Genomic DNA, 20,863 nt, shown 5'->3' on the forward strand with positions numbered 1-20,863 from the left:
CCATAATAATAATCAATTTTGGCAACAAGTTATAATATATTGCCTAAAAACCGGCGCTAAATTAAACAACATTTTTTCTGCTTCTATTGGTTTAAGTAAGTAGCGTTTAGTTAAAGATTGTAAGCCATTAATCAAGTCCATTGATGACAAGGATAAAGCTTGTCTTAAATCTTCTCTTGACACGGCCTGATCGTACTTACTCAATTCTACCGCTATTTGTTGCTCTACGGCTGATAATCTTTTAAATAATTCGTTTAACATAAATTTTATCTCCTCGGTCAAAATTAAACTATCTTCTGCTAAAAATTCAGATACTTTCCCACCAAAAATATTTTTAATCAAAATAGCAATATCTTTTAAATAAACCGGATTACCTTCATATAGATTAAGCAGCTTTAACCACTTTTCTTCATCTTTCAATCCTAAGTTTTTCAATATTGCGGTACTATCTAACCCTTTTAATTCCAAGCACTTAACAGGATGGAATTCCTCATCTAAGCAAAGCATTTCTTGGCATTGTTCTTGACTGATTAAGATTAAACTACTTTGATGCTCAATCTCTATCATTTTGCTGAAAAAGGTTTTATATTCTTTGTATTCTGTTTTGTAATGTCCGGCAAATTGTCCGCTGGTAAATAACTCTTGCACGTCATCAAGGATAATTAAACATTTTTGCCGGTTTAAAAGGTTGAAGAAATGGTTTAATTTGTTGTCAGATTGAATATTATCGGGATTAATTAGTGTGAAAATGTCAGTAATAATGGTATCTAAAGATGGGGATAGTTTGATGCTTTTCCAGATGATTACATCGAATTGTTGTAGATGGCGATCTACAAACTTTTTGACGAGGGTGGTTTTTCCAATTCCGCTGATTCCTAAAACTGATATGAGGCGGGGGTTTTGAGTGGTTAACCACTGCGATAGGGTTTCGAGTTCGGTTTCTCTTTCGTAAAAATGAGTGATTTTCGGTGCTAGGGTTAAATCGTGATAACTTGTGTTTTTGGTTGTTTTCCCTTCCTTATTGATAGATTGATTTTGTTCCGCTGGAGGAGAAAAGGGACAATAAGTAATATTCGTATTTACACCAACAACAAAATGATGAGAATTTCTAACTCTTTCTAACGTCCAAGAAAAATTAGATTTATTGATATCTTCTCCCAACTGTTCCGATAAAATCTTATATAATTCACGGCTAACATCTCCAACATAGTTTTTATCATAGCCAAAATCATCTGCAATTTCTTTATAAGTTTTACCTTCCCAAACCCCTTGAATGACTGTTTTTTGCAGATCGTCTAGGTGTTCACCTGTTTGTTTCTCGACTAACCGATCTACAAATTGTAAAACTTCCTTAATAGTCATAGAGGTAAGCAGGATAAGGGTTTTGGGCATTATAGCTTAGTATAAGCCAAGAAAATCAGGTTTTTTCTGGGTTTTACTTAAAAATTTGTTACAAAAAATCCTATCAAATCTGTTTTTTTCAGTTAGTAGTGTTTAGCACAAGAGATTTACTATATAACAGATAACTTTTTACTGGTCAGATAAGGTTCTACTTTGTTAAGTAAAACACGGCCAGCGCTAGATACTAAGGAAAAAATGAAACTTATTCGTAAATTTGCCGCCGTTGGGGCGATGTGTCTGGTTTTTGCTGGAGTAGCAGAGCAAGCGGCGCAAGGACAACAGCGCACTACTTCTTTATTTTCAAGTAGCTGCGTTAAGAGCGGCGGATGGATGCAAAGCAATCAGCAGGATATTTCTATAGGTAGACAGGCCTTTACCCAAATTTTTATTATTGGTAATAGTAACTCATTAATTACCTGTAGGATTAGACCTGCTGGCTCTCAACCAAGGTTTAAAACTCTTCGTTTAGCTTTTGGTATTGCTGATAACAGACGTGCTAATCAACCAGCAACTGTAAACGTTTATCTTGATGGAAATTTGGCTGCATCCAGAACAGTGTCCGCAGGGGAAAAATCCCTTGTCATATTGGATGTCAGCAGGATCAGTAGTGTTGCCATAGAAGTTCCGGCGGATAACTATTCTCAAAAAGTTTCATTTGTCCAAGCCCTACTTGAGCCTATTTCCTCATCTCCAGGTCAGAGGCAATAACTATGAGTATCAGCAGACGTAAATTTACTAAATTAGCTGTTTTAGGTGGCGCTTCCCTGGCAACTACATCGGGTATATTTTTCCCAAAACCAGCCGAAGCGTTTATTTTCGGATTGTTGTTGAGAGCATTATCATCCCGTGCTGTTTTTGGTGGCTTAGTGCGCTTTGCTGCTGGTAGAGCTATTCGAGGTGCATTGTCCGACGCATTTGGCCCTTCTCAAGACGAACTTTTGGCAATTCAATTAGCAGACCGCGATTTTGTTGAGCGTCAATTCAGAGAAAACAAAACCGAACTTGCACGCGCTCAAACTACCGTTTTTTGGGGACAACAAAGACAAGATAAATGGGGGCCCAATGTGGGTTTTGGCTTTGTTCAAAAGTATCAAGATGAAACTACCACTGCTAAAATTACCGGCCCCACAATGGCAGGTATTCATGTTGCTACTCAAGTGCTAGGTCAACAGGGACTTTCTCCTAATTTGGTTGCAGATTCACTTTTACCTGTATATTCACAATTTGATGATTGGTGTAGTTGGGAAGGAGATACTTTCCCAAATGGAACTGGAAATCGAAATGTTTGTTTTCAAAGCTATCGTACAGTCTTGGGTGAAGTGACTTCTCGCTATGAATTAATTCAACCCGGTCGGGGTGGACGTGGTAATGTTGAGTTAACTATTGAAGCTGGCGGTTTGCCTCGCCGTGACATCATTGTTGAAGTTAAATTTGCATAATTTTTTAGCTATGAAAACACATTTAAGACTAACTGTTTCTTTAGTTATCCTTTTGGGATTATCTTTCCAAGCTGAAGCTAAAAATTTATATACGTCTCAGGAACCTGTAAGTGAAATTGGTATTTCAGCCAATGGTGTAAATGAAATTTTAGCCAAAAGAAATACTATCATTCCACGACCTGGAAAAGGTGATTTGAATGATGCTTTGAGTGGATTTACAAACCCAACTTTTAGAGTAAGTCGTTCTGTAGCTTTTACGTTGAATAGAAGTGGTATGCGGCATATTCTCCAAAGTCATCATCCTAAGTATTGGGATGGTTCTAAAGAAGAGTACCAAACATTTTTTGATGAAAAGATGAATTATCGTGATATTGTGGAAGAAATTAGAGACGTAGTAGAAGAAAATAAGAAAATACTTAATAGTCTCAGTCCTAATCAACAGTGTCAAGTTACTGCTACTATCGGTGGTATATTCAAGCGAAGAAGTTATGTTTTAGGCGTGAAATCAGGTAGGCTTATCGGTCAGTTTTTCCCAAAGCATCCAGATTACAAACTTACCAACCCTTGCCGGTAGATAAAGTATTTGTTAGGCTATTATTCCGACCAATCAACTAGCAAGAAGAATCTCTGATGAAAACATCTCGTTTCAAAGTTTATTCAGCAAGCCCTATGTAAACAAATGCCCGAACCCTTATAAATATAAGTTTTTAAAAACCCGGCTCCTCAAGGAAACCGGGTTTTTGCAAGCATTAATTAAGCCAAAGTTGCCAACTCTTCCGCAGAAATATAACCGCTATCTTGCAAGGCTTTTAATACCTTTTCCACACTTTCTTCCTCAGATTCCAGATCAGTACGGCACTCAACATCTGGCTGTTCTGGAGACTCATAAGGATCATCAATGCCGGTGAAATGCTTAATTTCTCCAGCACGAGCTTTTTTGTAAAGACCTTTCACATCTCGACTTTCACAAACATTCAGAGGCGCATTCACAAACACCTCAACAAAATTGGCAATTCGACCACGAACTTCGCGGCGCATTTCCCGATAAGGAGAAATCGCAGATACCAAAACAATCACGCCATTTCGCGTCAAAAGATGCGCCACAAAACCAATGCGGCGGATATTTTCATCGCGGTCTTCTTTAGAAAAACCCAAACCCTTCGTCAAATTTTCCCGAACAATATCACCATCGAGAATTTCCACCATATAACCGCGCTCTCGCAGTTTTTGTTCCACTGCACGGCTAATCGTTGTTTTTCCGGCACCCGATAAACCCGTGAACCAAACGGTTACTCCACGTTTTTCCATTGTTTCCTTTTCCTCCAGAATTGTTAAAATTACAGCTTTTTGTACGTTGAGGTTGGCGGAGCCATTTGAGATTGAATCAGAGCAGTTATTTCAGGGCGATGTATTCTTAAATCCTGGGTAGAATTTCTGCCTTTCATCGCCCCATCCACGCACCAAAGAAAGCAAATTAGCCGTCTTCGATCCACTCTAATTTAGCTGTTCGGTCTCCTAATTTGGCCGCAAGCGTTGAAGAACCGCAGACAATCAGTTTTTGTGTGCCAGCGTTTAAGAGTTCATCCACATAAATGCTGGGAGGAACTTCTTTAAGAGCCGTTTCAACCGACAACCCTGCCTGAGAACCATCCTTGAGAGCTTCTTGTAAGATATCTGCTGCTAAAGCACGATAGCCTTCTAGCATGGACGCTTGCAAGTTGCGCTGGGATGAAAGACCCAACCAACCTTGCTCGCCTAAGTCCTGTACTAACTCATCCAAAGCCTCTGGGTCTATCAAAAATACCACATTCAAGGCAACACCCTCGATCCTCTGGCCGAGAGACGCTTGGCTTTCACTCAGGCTAACAGCCAACTCCAACCCGCGAGAGAGCGCTTTTTCGTAAGCATAAGGATTTGTCAACACTAGCGTCACGAGCGCCATCTTACCACCTCAAACCCACGAGGGGCCAGTATATTTTGCTCATCAGTAAAAACAGCAAACACCCAATTAAATCAAGCCACAGTCCCCAGCGCAAGACGGCTAAAGGCTTAACATAACCACTACCGACAGCAATGGCAATAGCAGGGGTACTTACGGGAAACATAAATCCTAAACCAGCCGGGACAACAACGCCAAGGGTGATAGCGCGGGGATCTATGCCATAACTGGCTGCTAAAGACAAAGCCACCGGCATCAACACCGCCACCGTTGCAGCGTTGCTCATAAATTCTGTCAGCAGCAAGGAAATTAAAACAACTGCTACAAAAATAATTGTCGAACTTTGAATGCCTAAACCCAAGAGTTGTTTTGTCACAGCTTCAGTGGCGCCGGTGGAGTCAAGTGCTCCACTCAAAGCAATGGCGCTACCATACATGACGATAATTCCCCAGTTGACATCTTCTTCAACTTCCCGCCATTCGGCAATTCCCAAGACAAAGGCTAAACCAACTCCCAAAAAAGCTATCGTGTCTAGTCCCCAACTATCGCCTTTTATTAACCACAGGACAATTACAAATACAATTAAACCGGCTGTCAACATTTCGCGGCGAGAAATGGGCCCCAGTTGTTTGTTGCGGACTTGTAAAAACTTTTGTGCTGCTTTGAGGGATACTTTTTCGTCTCCCATTACTAATAAAAGTAAGCCGTAAGCAACCAATCCCAAGACTATCACCACCGGCATTGACCACAGTGTCCATTCTCCAAAGCTGATCGTTTGGCCGGTGGCATTTTGCAAGATTCCTAATGCTAGGGGCCCTCTTGCGCCGCCGAGTAAGGTAGCATTAGAACCAATCACAGCCCCCCAAGCCATAGCCATAAACGCGGCTAAACCGAACTTGGTGCCGGCTTTGGCTCCTGTGGCGCGGACAACTTCGAGGACGATGGGAAATAACATGGCGGCGACGGCGTGGGCGATAATAAAACACGACATCAGGGCGCCGATGCCTAATATTGCTCCAAGTAAGGAACTTTGGGTTTTACCAAACCGCGAGACAACTGCTAAGGCTAAACGGGTACTCAGTCCCGACCGCATGATCGGGCTGCTGAGAATCAAAACACCCAAAACGAAAAAGACGGCCCAATTTCCAAAGTAGGTATAGGTGCTTTTTTGGGAGATTGCGCCGCTAAAAGGCAGTAAGGCTAAAATCAGGATGCCGGTGACGGGTAAGGGTAGGGTGTTTGTTGCCCATAAAAATACGGCGACTCCAAAAACGGCGAGTGACCGTCTCGCTTCGACGGTATAGCTGGCCGGTAAGGGTATTACCATTACCGTGAGGTAGATGGCGAGGGCTACCAAACTCCAAATCCAGCGCCCTTGTGATGAGGTAGCATACTGCAAAAAGGCGCGGAATCGGTCGGGTATCTTTAGATTTGCTGGTGTTTCATTCATGCCGGTGTTTAGCCCAACTTTATTTCCTAAGTTTTTATCTTTACATATAATAATTATTTCCCTGAAATTTCTTAGAAAAAAAATGTTTGTTTTGTAACAATTTTTCCCAGCCCGTCTTTTCTTCTCCACCGTCTGTAAAAAATTAGTAAATATTAAGTGAAGAAACATTAAAAAGGCTTGGCAAAACGAGAAAAATGGTTTAAAAAGAGACGATTATTTTTTAGAGCCGTAACGTCGGGGTGGCTACTCATCGATTAACTCTTGATATAAAATCGGCTTTTGGTTGGCGGTTTTTTCGCGTTGCTTGTTTTTGTGCTCATGGCGTCTTATTTTTTAACCGCCGATCTAAGGCTGGCAAAATGCCTTTCCCACCGATTAACGCAGATGTGCTGAAGATAGGAATTTTGGGTTATTTTAGTGTTTAGCGTTTATCGCCGCTACCGGCTGTGTTTTGGAATTTTAAATTTATCTTTAAGTAAGGGATATTGGCGGGTTTTTGCTGCTCAAATTTGTAATTTTTGAGGAATCAAGGTAGGAAAATATCGTTTGTACATAGATTTTTTGTCAAACAGCTTATTTGGGATAAATTTAGATTTATAATAAATTCAAGCGAGATCAGGAGATATCTTTGCTTAGTCACCAGTTACCCGTTCCTCTCTATTGCCTATGTATCGTCTCAATAACCGCGCTTTTGATATTTTACAGGCAGAAGTTAAAAACATGACCGGCAATCAGGGAACCGGCAAAGTTCAGCGAGAAATTATTCTCAAACGTTTGGAAAAGTTGCGATTGCAAAAAGGCGAACCGGCCAACGAACAAGAACTGCAAGCAACCTTGAACGATATTTTACCCAATTTTAGCCAAGCTGTCCTCAAAAAAGCCGCTGTTGCTAACAAGAAAAAATCAAATAGTTCTTTAGGTTGTTTGTTTGGTTTGCTGTTGTTTGGAGGGGGGATGGCGGGGTTGGTTTGGTTGGTTAATTTGCCGTTTCCGATGATTAGAAAGCCGGTGGCAAATGTGGCGCCGCTGTTGTTGTTACCCAGCTATATTGCAATGGATAATGATTATAAACAAGCGACGGCTTTGGTAGAGCAAGCTGACCAATTGGTGAATAAAGCAACGAGTGGGGCGGATATTGAATTAGGAGAGCAAAAAGTTAAAAAAGCCCAAGAACATCTTAATCGCTTGCCGGTCTGGTTTTTGGGATATGAACCAAAGTTTTATTGCAGTTTGTTTGCTTGTAGCTGGCGATTTACCTTTGATGAATTTGAAAGAGCAAGAAAAAACATCGGCAGAATGGAAGCCATTGTTTTTCAAGAAAGAAATGCTCAAATTAAATTAAGCGAAGCTGAAACAGCTTTAAATACAGCTAAATCACAATATCAACAAGCCGCAGCAGGGGAACCTCAACAAAAAGCAATTACAGCATGGCAAACAGCGATAGATCAAATGAGAGAACTGCCAAAAGAAACTTTAGCTTATCAAATGGTACAGCCGAAATTAAGCGCGGCTGAGAGAGATTTTGTCCAGGTTGTCGGAGATGCAGCCGGCAGGACAAATTCAAATAATTTAATTGAAGCGGCAAAACAGTATGCACTTTTAGCAGCGCAAGCTTCCCAAAATCCGCCGCATCCAGCCAAACAGTGGGAAGAAATTGGCAGTTTGTGGGAAGAAGCTATTAAACAATTAAAAATGGTTGGGGTGAAAGAATCGGGATATGTTGATGCTCAAAAAAAATTAGCCGAATATCAAAAAAACTTAGGCACAGTGAGATTGAGAAAACAAATGGAAGAAGAATCAGTTAAAGCTTTACAAGATGCCAAACAACTGATACCATATTGGCAAACAATGGCAGGACAAGAAAAGGCCAATGGGGGAAGATTGAGCGCCGAATTGCAAAAAATTATTAATGAATTAGAAAGCGTAAAAACAGGAACAACAGCCCATAAAGAAGCCCAAGAATTGTTAAAATTTGCCAGAGAAAGTCAGAAACAATTACAGCAAAATTAGCTTGCTGCTTTACTTTTAGCAGCCAAAAAGTGAAAATAAGCTGCTCGCCAATCTAAAGCCCCATCTCTAAAATGGTCTAAACCCCCATCCCAAAAGTGTAATTTTCTGTAACAGTAGTAAAACAACCCCGGTCACCAAAAACCTCTTGCAGCCAACCTACCACCTATCCGCGTTAATCTGCGTTAATCTGCGGTTAAAAAACAAACTGCAAGAAATCGCTCAGACATTTGGTGTCAGAAAAAACTACCATAGAAATCTATGCGTCAATAACTCGTGAGTATGAGCTATTGCCTAAACCCTAACTGTTCGCAGCCTCAAAATCCACTCTCAGTTAAGTTTTGCCTCAGTTGCGGGACACAACTACTGCTGAAAGATCGCTATCGCGCCATTCAACCGCTTGGTCAAGGGGGAATGGGGCGAACGTTCTTGTCAGTAGATGAACACCGGCTTAAATCTCGCTGTGTGATCAAACAATTGTTACCGGCGCCGGAAATTCAAGGTAATTCCAAAGCACTGAAAAAAGCCGTTGAGTTATTTGAACAAGAAGCCCTCCGTTTGCTGGAATTGGGAGAACAACACCCGCAAATTCCCGCTTTATTAGCCTATTTTGAACAAGATAAGCGATTGTATTTAGTCCAGCAACTTATTGAAGGACAAGATTTATGGCAAGAATTAGAAGAAAACGGGCCCTTTAGCGAAGAACAAATCCGGCAATTGTTGAGTGATTTGCTGCCGGTTTTGCAATTTGTCCACGAACATCAAGTTATCCACCGAGATATTAAACCGACGAATATTATCCGCCGCAAATCTTTACCAAGTTTGTCAAAAGGCGGCAAAGCAGATTTGGTATTAATTGATTTTGGAGTATCAAAACAATTAAGCAGTACAGGTATCCACACCGGCACACGCACCGGCACAGAAGGCTATGCGCCGATTGAACAATTACGCAATGGTCAAGCTTACCCCGCCAGCGATATTTACAGTCTGGGAGTTACCTGTATTCACCTGTTAACTCAGACTCCTTTAGACGAATTATTTGATCCGATGATCGGACAGTGGCGGTGGCGGAGTGTTTTGCAACAAAGAGGAACAGATGTTAGCCCAAAATTGGCTTTAATTTTAGACAAAATGCTCAAAGAATGGGTTAATGAACGTTATCAAAATGCCGGCGATGTAGTTAAAGATTTGAATGCCGGTCAATCAAAAGTGGGAAATTCACCGCTATTGTTGTTGCAAGAAGCTGCTTACCGGCCGGTGGCGACAACACCTGTAGTAAGTAGGCCGGTTTCTGATAGACCCTTAACTACCGCTCATCATAATATAAGCCTCAGTCAATCCTCCGCGCTTTCTGATACTTTTTTAACCACATCACCGCCGCCAAGAAGTGCGCCTGTAACTTGGCGGCGAATTAATATCCTCAAAGGACATTCTCGCTACGTTAATGCAGTCGCTTTTAGTCCTTTAGGCAACTTACTAGCATCGGGAAGTTCTGACAAAACTATCAAACTTTGGCAACTAGACAACGGCAAATTACTAGCAACCTTTACCGGCCATTCTGATGATGTTAATTCCCTTGCTTTTAGTCCCGAAGGACAATATCTTGCCTCTGGAAGTTTAGACAGAACCATTAAACTTTGGCAACTAGACACCGGCAAATTACTCGGCACTTTTGCCGGTCATTCTGACTCAGTATTATCCGTTGCATTTAGTCCGGGGGGACAATTTCTTGCCTCTGGAAGTTGGGATAAAACTGTGAAAGTAATTCATTTACCCACCGGCAAATTACTTTACACTTTGGGAGGACATGGTGCCGGTGTTAGGACGGTAGCTTTTTCACCCGATGGCAAAATACTTGCCTCTGGATGTTGGGATAAAACAATTAATCTCTGGAAAATGGAAAATGGCGAACTATTAGAAACGCTAGGAGGACACTTAGATCCCGTCAGTTCCCTTGCATTTAGTCCGCGTAGTGTAACACTAGTTTCTGGGAGTGAAGACAAAACAATTAAAATTTGGCAATTTGATAAAAGAGGAGAATTAACAGCACCTACACGCACCCTAGCCGGTCATTCCAATTGGGTAAACACAGTATCAATTAACCCCCGTTCGCCGATTTTAGCATCAGGAAGCCGAGATAAAACTATTAAACTCTGGCATTTGCAATCTGGGCAATTGTTGCAAACATTATCAGGAGAATCTTATACTGTAAATGCTGTAATATTTAGCCCCGATGGTCAAACCTTGGTGAGTGGAAGTGAAGATAAAACAATTAAAATTTGGCGGATGTTTCCAATTGGAAAAGCATAAAATTTTCTGGCAAAGTTTTTTTTAGGCCAGATAAAAGCCGTGTCCTTGGCTACAAAATAACAAAAACTTATTCGGCGTTTAAAAAGTCCTTAACTCCCTAAAAAAAGCCATGAATTATTGTATTAACCCAACTTGCCAAAAACCCCAAAATCCTGAAAACAATAAATTTTGCCAAAGTTGCGGGATGAGGTTATTGGTCAGGGAGCATTTTAGGGTGATAAAACCTTTGGGAGAAGGGGGATTTACGCGGACGTTTTTAGCGGTAGATGAAGATTTGCCCTCGAAACCTTTTTGCGTAATCAAACAGTTTTTTTCCCCAGAAAACGTCAATACAGAACAGGCAAAAGAGCGATTTGAGCGAGAGGCTTTGCAGTTAGATATTTTGGGGAAAAATCCCCAGATTCCCCAGTTGTTAGCTTTTTTTGAATTGGAGGGCCGGCAATATTTGGTGCAAGAGTTTATTGAAGGGGAAAGTTTAGCAGAGGAGTTAGAACAAAAGGGCCCTTTTAATGAAACGGATATTCGGGTTTTGTTGGGGGATTTGTTATCGGTTTTGGAGTTTGTGCATAGTAATTCGGTGATTCATCGGGATATTAAGCCTGCGAATGTGATTAGAAGAAACTCAGACCGCAGGTTGGTTTTGGTAGATTTTGGGGCGTCTAAGTTGGTTGGCGGGGGAAATCGTGTGGCGACGATTTTAGGAAGTCCTGAGTATGTGGCGCCTGAACAATTGCAGGGGAGGCCGGTTTTTGCCAGTGATTTATTTAGTTTGGGGGTGATGTGTGTGCAGTTGTTAACAAAGGAGTCTCCGTTTAATTTGCGACGGGGTGGTGAGTGGGTTTGGCGGGAGTTTCTTTTGAGGCCGGTGAGTGCGGTATTAGGTGGAATTTTGGATCGGTTGTTGGCGGATTCTTTGCAGGTTCGTTATAGTTCGACTTCTGAGGTTTTGGAGGATTTGACGCAGGTTAGACCGCAGGTTTGGAAGGCTTTACAAACACTTTCTACTGGTGATAAAGTTCGCTGTGTGGCTGTGTCTTCGGATAGTCAATTTGTGGCAGCCGGTGTTGATGGCAAAGATGTTCCGTCGGAACGTCTGTACTTGTGGAATGTTGGGGGAAATCTCAAGGTTCGCAGTTTGGGCAATTTGCTTTCGGGTCATTCGGGTTGGGTTAATTCAATTGCGTTTTCGGCGGATGGTCAGTTGTTGGTGAGTGGTAGTTGTGACCGGACGGTGAAAATTTGGAACTTGGGGACGGGTAAGTTAGTTCGGACTTTGGGGAGTTGGTTTTCTAAGGATTGGGGATGGGTTTATTCGGTGGCGGTTTGGGGGGATTTGGTGGTGAGTGGTCATGGGGATCGGTTGCTAAGAGTTTGGAGTTTGGCGACGGGGAAGATGTTGGGGAGTTTTGCTGGTCATTCGGGGTGGGTGGAGTCGGTGGCGTTTCGTCCTGATGGTAAGGTTGTGGCGTCTGGGAGTGGAGACCGGTCTGTGAAGGTTTGGAATGTGGCGAGTGGGGATGCGGTTTTGACGCTGACGGGCCATTCGGAGGGTGTGTCTTCTGTGGCGTTTAGTTTGGATGGTCAAGTTTTGGTAAGTGGGAGTGGGGATGGAACTGTGCGGTTATGGCAGTTGGCTTCTGCGGAGTTGTTGGGGTGTTTGTCGCATTCGGGGCCGGTGGTTTCGGTGGCGGTTAGTCCGGATGGTCAGGCCATAGCTGGGGGAGGACGCGATGGGGTTGTGCGGTTGTGGAATCCTTATACAGGGGAGATGTTGGTGAGTCTTCGTTATCCGGGTGTGGTTTCTTCGTTGGCGTTTAGTGCGGATGGTCAGATGCTTGTGGTTGGCGGTTTGAGTGGGAAGATTGGGTTATGGCGTTTACAGCCTTCTGGGGTGTCTGCCGGCGGGAAAGGGGGGGTGAAGAATTGAAGCCGGTCGGCTATGGTTCGGGAAGTGGAAAATTTTTTTGACAAACCTCTTGCGTTTTTGGGGAGGTTGTGTTAAGTTTATAAATCGTTGGTGACGGACGCATAGCTCAGTTGGTTAGAGCACTACGTTGACATCGTAGGGGTCACTGGTTCGAGTCCAGTTGTGTCCATTAAATCAAACTCAATCACAGTAAGCGTTTTGGCTTTTGGTAAAAGCTTTTCATAAGGTTTATCAGCATCTATAAGTGTGACAAATTCTGCCACTTTCAACCATCTTATAAGATAAATTTAAGATACGAGATTTCAAGGGTTTGAGATGGCAGGACGGAATAGAAAAGGGTCGGTAACAGTCCAAAGTTTTAAGGGAGTTCTGAGGCTGGTGTGGAGTTACCAGGGTAAACAGCGTTTCCTCTATTCTGGACTGGTGGACACCCCACTAAATCGGATAGTGGCTGAGGGAAAGGCCAAAGTGATTGAAGGCGACTTGGCAACCGGCAACTTTGACCCAACCTTGGCCAAATATAAACCCGAAAGACAGAACCAGATTTCTGTAGTTGAGCTTTTCCAAAAGTTTATGGACAAACGGGCGCGACAAGTCTACGAGCGAACAATGGCCAAATATAAGGGACTACTTGGCTTGTTAAAATCGCACTTTGGCAATAAGGCAGCTTCAGCCATTGGGTAAAAAGAAGCAGAAAGATTTAGGGAAAAATTAGCATCGGAAATAGCGCCTATCACATTGAGAGAGAGAATCGGACTTTTAAAAGCCTGTTGGGATTGGGGTATTAAACAAAAGCTTGTTAGCGAAAATCCTTGGGCTGAGGTGAAAGTTCGGGTTCCGCCTAAACAAAAAGCGAAACCTTTTACTAAAGAAGAAATTACTACAATTGTCGCTGCTTTTAGATCCCATTTTCCTCACTACGGTGATTTCGTTGAGTTTCTTTTTGGGACTGGCTGCCGAACTGGCGAGGTAATTGGGCTGCAATGGAAACATTTTAATGATGATTGTTCGGTTGCTTGGATTGGTGAAAGTCTTAGTCGTGGAATTCGTAAAGAAACAAAAACGGGACAAGCTCGTGATATTCCCATGACTCCCTATCTTCAACAAATGTTAATCTCTCGTCGTCCAGTTGAGTTCAATCCTGATGATTTAGTATTTCCTGCTCCTCAAGGCGGTGCAATAGATGACCACAATTTCCGCAATCGTGCGTGGAAACCAGTTTTAGATGAGTTGCGGATTCCTTATAGAAAACCTTATACAACCAGGCATACCTTAGTTAGCCACGCCCTTGAAAAAGGGATGAATCCTGTTAATGTGGCGGAATTAACTGGCCACAATGTGAAAACTTTGTATCAACACTACGCCGGCGTGGTCAACAAAACTAAATTGCCTGATATTTTTGCCGACGACCCTTAAGTTTGTTTCCTAGTTTCTGAGATTGATAGTACGCGATTGCTCTTTGATGGTCTGGGTGCTGAGGATTCATGTTGCAAGTTATTAAATCTTGCAGCAATTCCTCATTATAAAGCCATTCATTTCCCACAAATGCACAGTGGATTCCTTCTATCAAAATACCTTGTGTGCGATACCTGATGAGAGTGCGGGGAGATTTCGATAGAATTTCCGCAGCCGTTCTTTTGTCAACAAACATTATTAGTAACCTCGGTTTATAATAAATAAAAAGGCTTAAAGAATGAACAATCAAACAGAAGATTTAGATGCCGTAGATGATGCCCTAGAGGATTTAGAGAATGAGAGAATTCAAAAACTCCAACAAACAATCCAAGATAATAAACGCGAAATTGAGAAAAAAAAGGATGATTTTCGCCTAATCGGTTACGACTACGAAGTGCGGAACCTTGAATGGGCTTTATGCAATGCCCAACAACCGGTAGATTCTCTGGACTATTTCCAAGTGCTGAACCTGGAATGGTGCTGTGAAATAATGCTTTTCCCTAAACCATTGCTTGACTGAAGTAATTTCGTTCGACCAATGTCAAGGTAGGCGATAGTGCTGATTATCTTAAGGCGGCAAGCTCCTCTTTTTTTCCGACGCTGATTGTCTCGCCCATACGGGAAAATTCCACGCGCCTTACATTGGGATGGAAATTTCCAGATATCCCATCATTTGGATAAATGCTTCATCAACTTTCTCCTATAGCGTATCTTTTGGCTTTTATAGCCTTTAATATAATTGGGGTTGTTGTGAGCGCATTTATGCCCATAAAATTTGTCAGACTGCCCCAATATCGTCATATAGCGCTGCCAACTTTCACCGGCGCTAGGATGAGTAAGACATTGCTCTTTTCCTTTGAAATACCATATTGAGTGTTGTTCTGTAGATATTTCAAAATCTTTCCCCTCTTTAAGTCCTAATGATTTCCAAGCTATTTTAAGGGACTTAAGCGATTCCGCCAACTCTTTATTAATACGTTCTATTTCACGGCGTTGCGCTTCGGCGATATCTTCAATTTTGCCTGTGATAATTAGTTTAAAGGATTGAACCGTGTGTTTTAGCATGAGGCGATTTCTTAACTGGTCTATTCTTTGATTATACTATTTTTATTTGGGTTTAATTGGTTATATCTAAGCTTTCCCTAACGATAGTGCTGCTAATAATGTTAGCAGCATTTTTATCTAATTATTGTTTTTGTTATTAATCTGTGTTATTACTCAGTATTTGTTATTGTATAAGTTCGGGATTATATAATCACGAAATTTGATTAACGCCATCGTTTAGCTCTCAGGAGCGTAGGTAAAAATGGGTGATGTTATTCATAGCTCTCAGATATCGTATAAATAGAAACAGCTAAGGCAACAGAAACATGAATAACAATCCAACATATCCGATTATCCTAATCCCAGAAGCAATCCAAGAAACTGCTCTCGCATTTCCCCCGATCCCTCAATTTAAAGAATTAGCGCCACCGGCACCGACTAACGAACCGCAGCAGATGAATTTGTTTCTCATTGCTACGTCCGCTATTGGCGTTATTGCTTTTTTGCTTCGGGTTAATCGCCGTTAATCTGGTTGTTGCTGCCGGCTTTACCTTTGCTGTTGGTTTTTTTGGGATTATTTTCCATATTTTATCAGAAAAATTTAGTTACTCCCAACGTCGGTTTGATTGGGAAAAACAATGCCGAAATTATGAGAAGAAAGTCAAAAGATACAATCAACGTAAAGTACAGACCTTCGCAGCAGTTCATCTCTACCCTCACCAAAAAGCTACAACAATATTACAAACACCTGAAAAAATAGCAGATATCGTCAAGAGCGCTTAGTACAAACTCTATCTAATACTCACGAACCTGATGGCATTAACAACCGTGTTCCACGCGGGTACTCGGAATCGGATTTTGGCGTTCATTTGAATCGTTACTTTCCAAGTAAAATACACACAGGCCGGTGTTTTGAGATACCTGGTTTTAAATACCCATAAAGTGCTGAGTTTGCTTATTTTGATAGCGAAATTAACTTTATGATTGATACAGAAATTGATAAAACTTATGCTTATCCAAATAAAAAACTGACTCACTACATTGGGTCTGATGATAAAAGAAACAATTTTTTCCTAGAACGTAATTAGATTGTTATTCATTTTGCCGAAGAACAAGTTATCCGATTCCCAAAAGGGTGTTGTAAGGTTATCGCGGAGGTTATTGAAACTTAGACCGGCATCCCATTTTCCAAAGCCCTCATCAATGAACACCTGCCGCAACCCAGTTCGACAGGAGTTCGGCGAGGCGGTGAGCGTTCGACTGAGACGTTCGGCGAGCGCGCGGTCCCTGAGACTTCGCCGTGAGCGCTCAGTCGAACGCTTGCCGAAGGGTCACGCCGAAGTCTAGTCGAACCACACTCGATGCTCTGAGGCGTGGATGCTCTGGAGTCGGTGAATCCGCCAGTGCCGGTGGATGTCAGTAATAATTTCAATTCTGCGCCCCAATGGTAGGGCTTACACCTACATGGCAGTCAAGTTGTCAAGGTTCTGTTGGGATTACTCCCTTAGATTTACCTGGCTAGCCGTCCCAGAGTATTAATACTCATTTAGGCTAAACGAATCGCACACAAAACTTTACATCATGTCCTATTTCGTCGGAATCTCGGCTTTACCCCCAATATGCCTTTCACCTTGATTGTTACCCTCTCAGGTGCGTAAGCCTTATTCTTGTCTCTTTTGTAAGATTTGCACTACACTTGACATTTTTGGAAAAAAAGGGCTACAATAATCTGACATTGTTAAAAAACAAAAGGAGGGCGAATGAGCGCAACCAACTTAGACGTGACAGTAATGGAGAGTGAATGATGGATGGGGATATCGTTCATGGCCGACCAAATGGTTTTTACCGAAAACCTTACGAGTATCTTTGTGAGCCAAAGTGTGAACTAAATCACTGTGCTTGGACTTTGATGGGGGCGCTTCGGAAAGATCTCCAGCGTAGAGGGGGAGATATGATAATCCTGGCAAAACGTATGGGTGAATCTTTAGCACAAGCGATTGAAAAGGGAGAGGCTAATTGGGTTACTTTAAGTAGAGAATTAGAACAAATTAAAAATCAATATTTAGGATCAACGCCCCATTACTATACAGAAACTGTTCTTCGTGCCGCAAAAACAGTTCTCAACGACTTTAGATATGGAGAAAGAATAGAGACGAAAAATCTCCCCGAAGTGATGGTAGAACAGTATATGAAGCAGGTGTATCAATCACAATTTGAAGCCCGGATCGCTCCAATTTATAATCATGGTGATCTAGATGACTCACTATTAAGTGAGCGTCTTCAGGATATCCAGCCACATATTTACAATATTATTGATGAAAAATGGGCTAAAAAAGCTACGGCGAATGAGGATGTAAGCAAACTGAGACGCCCAAAACGCCAAAATATAAACAAAATAGACATGGAAGAGGATTTACTATGATGATGAATACCGCATTTGCCGAGATTATGGGCGATAACATCGGTGAGCCTAGCTTTAGGGACTACACTTTTAAGTTTGAAGCTATTTTGAATAGTAATGGTTTAGTTAAATTTATCGACCATTTTCATAAAAAAGAGGAGTCAATTGGATTTATTGTAAATGATGAAGAATTTTCATCCAGAGTTGAAACGAAATTTCCATCTATTATTGCAGATCTTATCGATTTGGCTGTTGCAATATATGCCTCAGATCGGCTCGCAGTCTACAATTTAGAGAGAACACAGCGTCGTATTTATGTATTTTTGCCACTAGGTCATCCTGAATTATTTAATGGCGAATTATTGCAATCAAAGTTGAATGAACTACTAATATGGACTACTGGGAGTCAATGGAGCTTTGAGTTTACAAAACGGCAAGTATCAGGACGTTTTGTGGAGCAGCAACCACTTCTTTTATCAACTATGACTCCAGATAGTGAAGTAGCATTATGGAGTGGGGGTCTTGATTCTCTTGCAGGACTCTATACTCGTCTTCAAACAACGCCAGATCAGCCTTTTACCCTATTTGGGACAGGTAGTAACAATATAATCTACTCTTATCAGGGAAAAATCGCTGAGAAAGTACAGTCTATTTTTCCTAATCGCATTAGCTTATTGCGTGTTCCGATTCATTTTAATAATAGTAGTCAACAGAATAAAAATAAACTTTCTCGTGTACGAGGTGTTTTATTTACCCTATTAGGTTCTGCTTGTGCTTATTTGATGGGACAGAAGAAACTATTTGTATATGAAAACGGAATCGGAGCGATTAACCTTCCTTATTCCAAATCTACTGTAGGGTTAGATAATTCACGTTCTGTCCATCCCCAAACTTTATTAATGGTAAGCGATTTGGTTTCAGAGCTTGTAGGAGAAAGATTTGAAATTAAAAATCCTTTTCTTTTCTGGACTAAAGCCCAAATGTGTGAAGCTTTAGCTAAAGATAGTAGAAATAATTTGTCATCTTCAACGGTTTCTTGTGATAGCCGCCATCGCAAAAAAATAACATTTCAGTGTGGATACTGCTCTTCTTGCCTTTTGAGGCGACAGGCACTTTTGGCCGCAAATATACGAGATGAAACTCGCTATGTAATAACGCATGGAGAACATCCATCCAAGAAAGATCCAAGTTTATATTTTCGTCATATGCAAGCACAAGTTAATACTCTGGATAGGTTGTTCCAAGTCTCTAATAAAAGTGATATTCAATGGAAATATTTAACTCAAGAGTTTATTGAACTGGATGATATTGTTGATAGAACCTTTGAGGCAGAAGGGCTATCGGCTAGTGAGATGCGAAACTCCTTAATTCAACTCTACCAAACCTATGTTTATGAATGGAAAGCAGTTGAGTTTCATCTTCAGAAAAGATTGCTAAATTCAGCATAATATGATAAAATTGCATGGTAATAAGATGCCTAATTTTTATTACAAATAAATGAGAAAATTATGGCTATTAATATCCTAGAAAATATAGATATCAAAAAGTTAGGAGAACTCCTGCAACAAGCAAGACAGCAGCGAGGAATGACTCAGGAAGATGCTGCCAAAATAATTGACGCGTCTCGAACTACGATGGTTGCTATTGAAAAAGGCACTCGCCGCATCAAACCTGCTGAACTAATTAAACTTGCTCGTGCTTACGGACAATCTCTTAGTGATTTTGTGCGGCAACGCCCTGTTGTAGAACCTTTTAATGTGCAATTTCGGGCAATGTATCTCCGTAATGAGGAGGAAGAAGAACAGATTAAACCTTGTATCTTACGACTACAGGAATTATGTCAAAATTATCTGGAACTAGAGCAAATTATGAAGTCTCCGCTTCCCCAAAATTATCCTCATCAATATACAGTCACTGGTATGCCGATAGAAGCGACAGCAGAAGCGATAGCTACTCAAGAGCGTCAAAGATTAGGATTAGGTGATAGTCCTATTGGTAGGCTGCGAGATATTTTAGAAATTAGCGTAGGATTGAGAATTTTTTACTTAAAAATGCCTGCTAAATATTCGGAGATTTATAGTTATAACGAAGAGTTAGGAGGCTGTCTAGGAATTAATGCCGTTCATCCTGAAGAACGCCGCCGTTGGTCATTGGCACATGGTTATTTACACTTCCTTGCTCATCGCACTAAACCGGTAGTTGACTTCGATGGACAGTACAAAAGGATGCCCGAAAGTGAGCAATTGGCGGAAGCATTTTCTAAATATTTTTTAATGCCAACCAGCAGTTTGCTAAAACAGTTTAATGAGAGATGTCAAGCAAATCAGGGAGGAAAGTTTACGCCCACCGATCTATTTACCCTTGCTCATTATTATGGTGTGTCTGTACAAGCAATGACTTATAGGCTAGAAGAAATGAAACTCGTTCCTTCTGAAACTTGGAATAAGTTAAAAGATCGAGGATTAAAAGTGCGACAAGTTCAACAAAATTTAAATCTTGTTGAACTCCCACAACGTTCTGATATGATGCCTATCCACTACCAACATTTAGCGATTGAGGCACTAGATCAAGGTTTAATTACTGAAGGACAGTTTGCCAAATTTCTAAATGTGGATCGTTTAGAAGCTCGTCGTATTGCCGAAGTATTACGAGAGCATTCAAGCGGGATAACGGAAGAAGCTATTGATTTCGACCTACGTCTTACTGATAATAATAATGAGCAGGTAGCTCATGCAAATTAATCAGTCTCATCTCCTGATTGATAGTTGTTGTATGCTGAATTTATGTTCATCAGGTCAGTTGTTGAACATTTTACAGGTAATTCCCGCTCAAGTAGCAATTGTTCAGGAGGTTAAACAAGAATTACAGAAGATTGAGAATGCGATTGACTTTGAAACGGCGATCACAGAAGGTTTATTACTCACAGTTGATTTTGAATCTGAGGCTGAGGAAGAAGCCTTTGTTAATTATGCTGCTTATTTAGATGATGGTGAAGCTGCTACAGGTGCAATCGCCATTAATCGAGGATGGGCAATGGCAACTGATGAAAAAAAGGCCACTAAATTTTTTACTCAAGAATCATCATCTCTTAAAATTATATCAACTCTTGATATAATTAAGTATTGGTCAGAAGTAGCTAATATTGAGCAGTTAACACTCAATTATGTACTTAATCAAATTCGAGTGAAAGGGCATTATATACCACATCGAAATCATCCTTTAAGAAGTTGGTGGGAAACTGTGATTGATAAGCAAGAGAATCAATAAAATTTCGGCTTTGGTGAATCCATACTTTTTTAATAACCTCTTCTGTCCTTGGTTTGCTAAAGTTTTGCAAAAAAGCAAAAAATCTCGCAAGTTATACATTTGCTAGACAGGAATACGTTACGCATTCTTCCCAAAATTTTGCCATATATAGCACTACGGCATAAGGTTAGGACAAAAATATGATAAGATATACCAAAAGCTAAATCGAGGAAAACAGTTATGC

20 protein-coding genes and 1 tRNA gene are annotated in these 20,863 nt (G+C 41.1%); 15 read left to right on the forward strand and 6 right to left on the reverse strand.

Going from position 1 to position 20,863, the window contains the following annotated elements:
- Positions 1-12: 12 nt before the first annotated feature.
- A complete protein-coding gene (locus NG798_RS23945; RefSeq protein WP_261226234.1) occupies positions 13-1,362 on the reverse strand; it encodes an NB-ARC domain-containing protein in 1,350 nt (449 codons plus the stop codon).
- 234 nt (positions 1,363-1,596) lie between these two features.
- Between NG798_RS23945 and NG798_RS23950 the strand changes: the two genes are divergently transcribed.
- Genes NG798_RS23950 through NG798_RS23960 form a run of 3 tightly spaced genes read left to right on the forward strand, consistent with a single transcriptional unit; the run spans position 1,597 to position 3,414 of the window.
- The gene (locus NG798_RS23950; RefSeq protein WP_261226235.1) at positions 1,597-2,109 is read left to right on the forward strand and encodes a hypothetical protein; all 513 of its coding nucleotides are present in this window, start codon (positions 1,597-1,599) and stop codon (positions 2,107-2,109) included.
- Between the two features lie 2 nt (positions 2,110-2,111).
- Positions 2,112-2,840, forward strand: a complete 729-nt coding sequence (locus NG798_RS23955) for a Tat pathway signal protein (protein ID WP_261226236.1) — start codon at positions 2,112-2,114, stop codon at positions 2,838-2,840.
- 10 nt (positions 2,841-2,850) lie between these two features.
- Positions 2,851-3,414 carry a hypothetical protein gene (locus NG798_RS23960; RefSeq protein WP_261226237.1) on the forward strand — a complete coding sequence of 188 codons (564 nt, stop codon included), beginning with the start codon at positions 2,851-2,853 and terminating at the stop codon, positions 3,412-3,414.
- Positions 3,415-3,593: 179 nt separating this feature from the next.
- Here the strand turns inward: NG798_RS23960 and cysC are convergent, their stop codons facing one another.
- The 3 genes from cysC to NG798_RS23975 form a co-directional block, all read right to left on the reverse strand.
- Positions 3,594-4,169: an adenylyl-sulfate kinase gene (gene cysC / locus NG798_RS23965; RefSeq protein ID WP_261226253.1), complete on the reverse strand. Its 576-nt coding sequence runs from the start codon at positions 4,167-4,169 to the stop codon at positions 3,594-3,596.
- Between the two features lie 145 nt (positions 4,170-4,314).
- Positions 4,315-4,773: a hypothetical protein gene (locus NG798_RS23970; protein WP_261226238.1), complete on the reverse strand. Its 459-nt coding sequence runs from the start codon at positions 4,771-4,773 to the stop codon at positions 4,315-4,317.
- Between the two features lie 10 nt (positions 4,774-4,783).
- Positions 4,784-6,229, reverse strand: coding sequence for a DASS family sodium-coupled anion symporter (locus NG798_RS23975; protein WP_261226239.1), 1,446 nt, complete (start codon positions 6,227-6,229; stop codon positions 4,784-4,786).
- Positions 6,230-6,895: 666 nt separating this feature from the next.
- On the opposite strand from NG798_RS23975, the gene NG798_RS23980 reads away from it, so the two are divergent.
- From NG798_RS23980 to xerC, 6 genes are all read left to right on the forward strand, one after another.
- Complete coding sequence (locus tag NG798_RS23980; RefSeq protein ID WP_261226240.1) at positions 6,896-8,239, forward strand: hypothetical protein; 1,344 nt, start codon at positions 6,896-6,898, stop codon at positions 8,237-8,239.
- A gap of 279 nt (positions 8,240-8,518) precedes the next feature.
- Positions 8,519-10,546: a serine/threonine-protein kinase gene (locus NG798_RS23985; protein ID WP_261226241.1), complete on the forward strand. Its 2,028-nt coding sequence runs from the start codon at positions 8,519-8,521 to the stop codon at positions 10,544-10,546.
- Between the two features lie 109 nt (positions 10,547-10,655).
- Positions 10,656-12,473: a protein kinase gene (locus NG798_RS23990; protein WP_375339000.1), complete on the forward strand. Its 1,818-nt coding sequence runs from the start codon at positions 10,656-10,658 to the stop codon at positions 12,471-12,473.
- Positions 12,474-12,568: 95 nt separating this feature from the next.
- A tRNA-Val gene (locus tag NG798_RS23995) sits at positions 12,569-12,642 on the forward strand.
- Between the two features lie 146 nt (positions 12,643-12,788).
- Positions 12,789-13,157, forward strand: a complete 369-nt coding sequence (locus tag NG798_RS24000) for an Arm DNA-binding domain-containing protein (protein WP_261226243.1) — start codon at positions 12,789-12,791, stop codon at positions 13,155-13,157.
- Between the two features lie 138 nt (positions 13,158-13,295).
- Positions 13,296-13,889 (forward strand): tyrosine recombinase XerC, encoded by a 594-nt coding sequence (gene xerC / locus NG798_RS24005; RefSeq protein ID WP_261226244.1) that lies wholly within the window; start codon positions 13,296-13,298, stop codon positions 13,887-13,889.
- Here the strand turns inward: xerC and NG798_RS24010 are convergent.
- The gene (locus NG798_RS24010; protein WP_261226245.1) at positions 13,855-14,124 is read right to left on the reverse strand and encodes a helix-turn-helix domain-containing protein; all 270 of its coding nucleotides are present in this window, start codon (positions 14,122-14,124) and stop codon (positions 13,855-13,857) included. The genes xerC and NG798_RS24010 overlap by 35 nt on opposite strands.
- A gap of 42 nt (positions 14,125-14,166) precedes the next feature.
- Here NG798_RS24010 and NG798_RS24015 point away from each other — a divergent pair, with 42 nt between their 5' ends.
- Positions 14,167-14,448 carry a hypothetical protein gene (locus tag NG798_RS24015; protein ID WP_261226246.1) on the forward strand — a complete coding sequence of 94 codons (282 nt, stop codon included), beginning with the start codon at positions 14,167-14,169 and terminating at the stop codon, positions 14,446-14,448.
- 149 nt (positions 14,449-14,597) lie between these two features.
- Here the strand turns inward: NG798_RS24015 and NG798_RS24020 are convergent, their stop codons facing one another.
- Positions 14,598-14,993, reverse strand: coding sequence for a hypothetical protein (locus tag NG798_RS24020; RefSeq protein WP_261226247.1), 396 nt, complete (start codon positions 14,991-14,993; stop codon positions 14,598-14,600).
- A 305-nt stretch (positions 14,994-15,298) separates the two neighbouring features.
- On the opposite strand from NG798_RS24020, the gene NG798_RS24025 reads away from it, so the two are divergent.
- The 5 genes from NG798_RS24025 to NG798_RS24045 all read left to right on the forward strand — a co-directional run bounded on the left by NG798_RS24025 (position 15,299) and on the right by NG798_RS24045 (position 20,640).
- Complete coding sequence (locus tag NG798_RS24025) at positions 15,299-15,499, forward strand: hypothetical protein (RefSeq protein WP_261226248.1); 201 nt, start codon at positions 15,299-15,301, stop codon at positions 15,497-15,499.
- 1,274 nt (positions 15,500-16,773) lie between these two features.
- Entirely contained in the window at positions 16,774-17,394 is a 621-nt protein-coding gene (locus tag NG798_RS24030; protein WP_261226249.1) for a hypothetical protein, read from the forward strand.
- Positions 17,391-18,821, forward strand: coding sequence for a 7-cyano-7-deazaguanine synthase (locus NG798_RS24035; RefSeq protein WP_261226250.1), 1,431 nt, complete (start codon positions 17,391-17,393; stop codon positions 18,819-18,821). The genes NG798_RS24030 and NG798_RS24035 overlap by 4 nt, the downstream gene beginning before the upstream one ends.
- 60 nt (positions 18,822-18,881) lie before the next feature.
- A complete protein-coding gene (locus NG798_RS24040; RefSeq protein ID WP_261226251.1) occupies positions 18,882-20,114 on the forward strand; it encodes an ImmA/IrrE family metallo-endopeptidase in 1,233 nt (410 codons plus the stop codon).
- Complete coding sequence (locus NG798_RS24045) at positions 20,104-20,640, forward strand: hypothetical protein (RefSeq protein ID WP_261226252.1); 537 nt, start codon at positions 20,104-20,106, stop codon at positions 20,638-20,640. Before NG798_RS24040 ends, NG798_RS24045 begins: the two co-directional genes overlap by 11 nt.
- The last annotated feature ends 223 nt before the right edge of the window (positions 20,641-20,863 follow it).

It is taken from the genome of Ancylothrix sp. D3o (assembly GCF_025370775.1).
GTDB lineage: Bacteria > Cyanobacteriota > Cyanobacteriia > Cyanobacteriales > Oscillatoriaceae > Ancylothrix.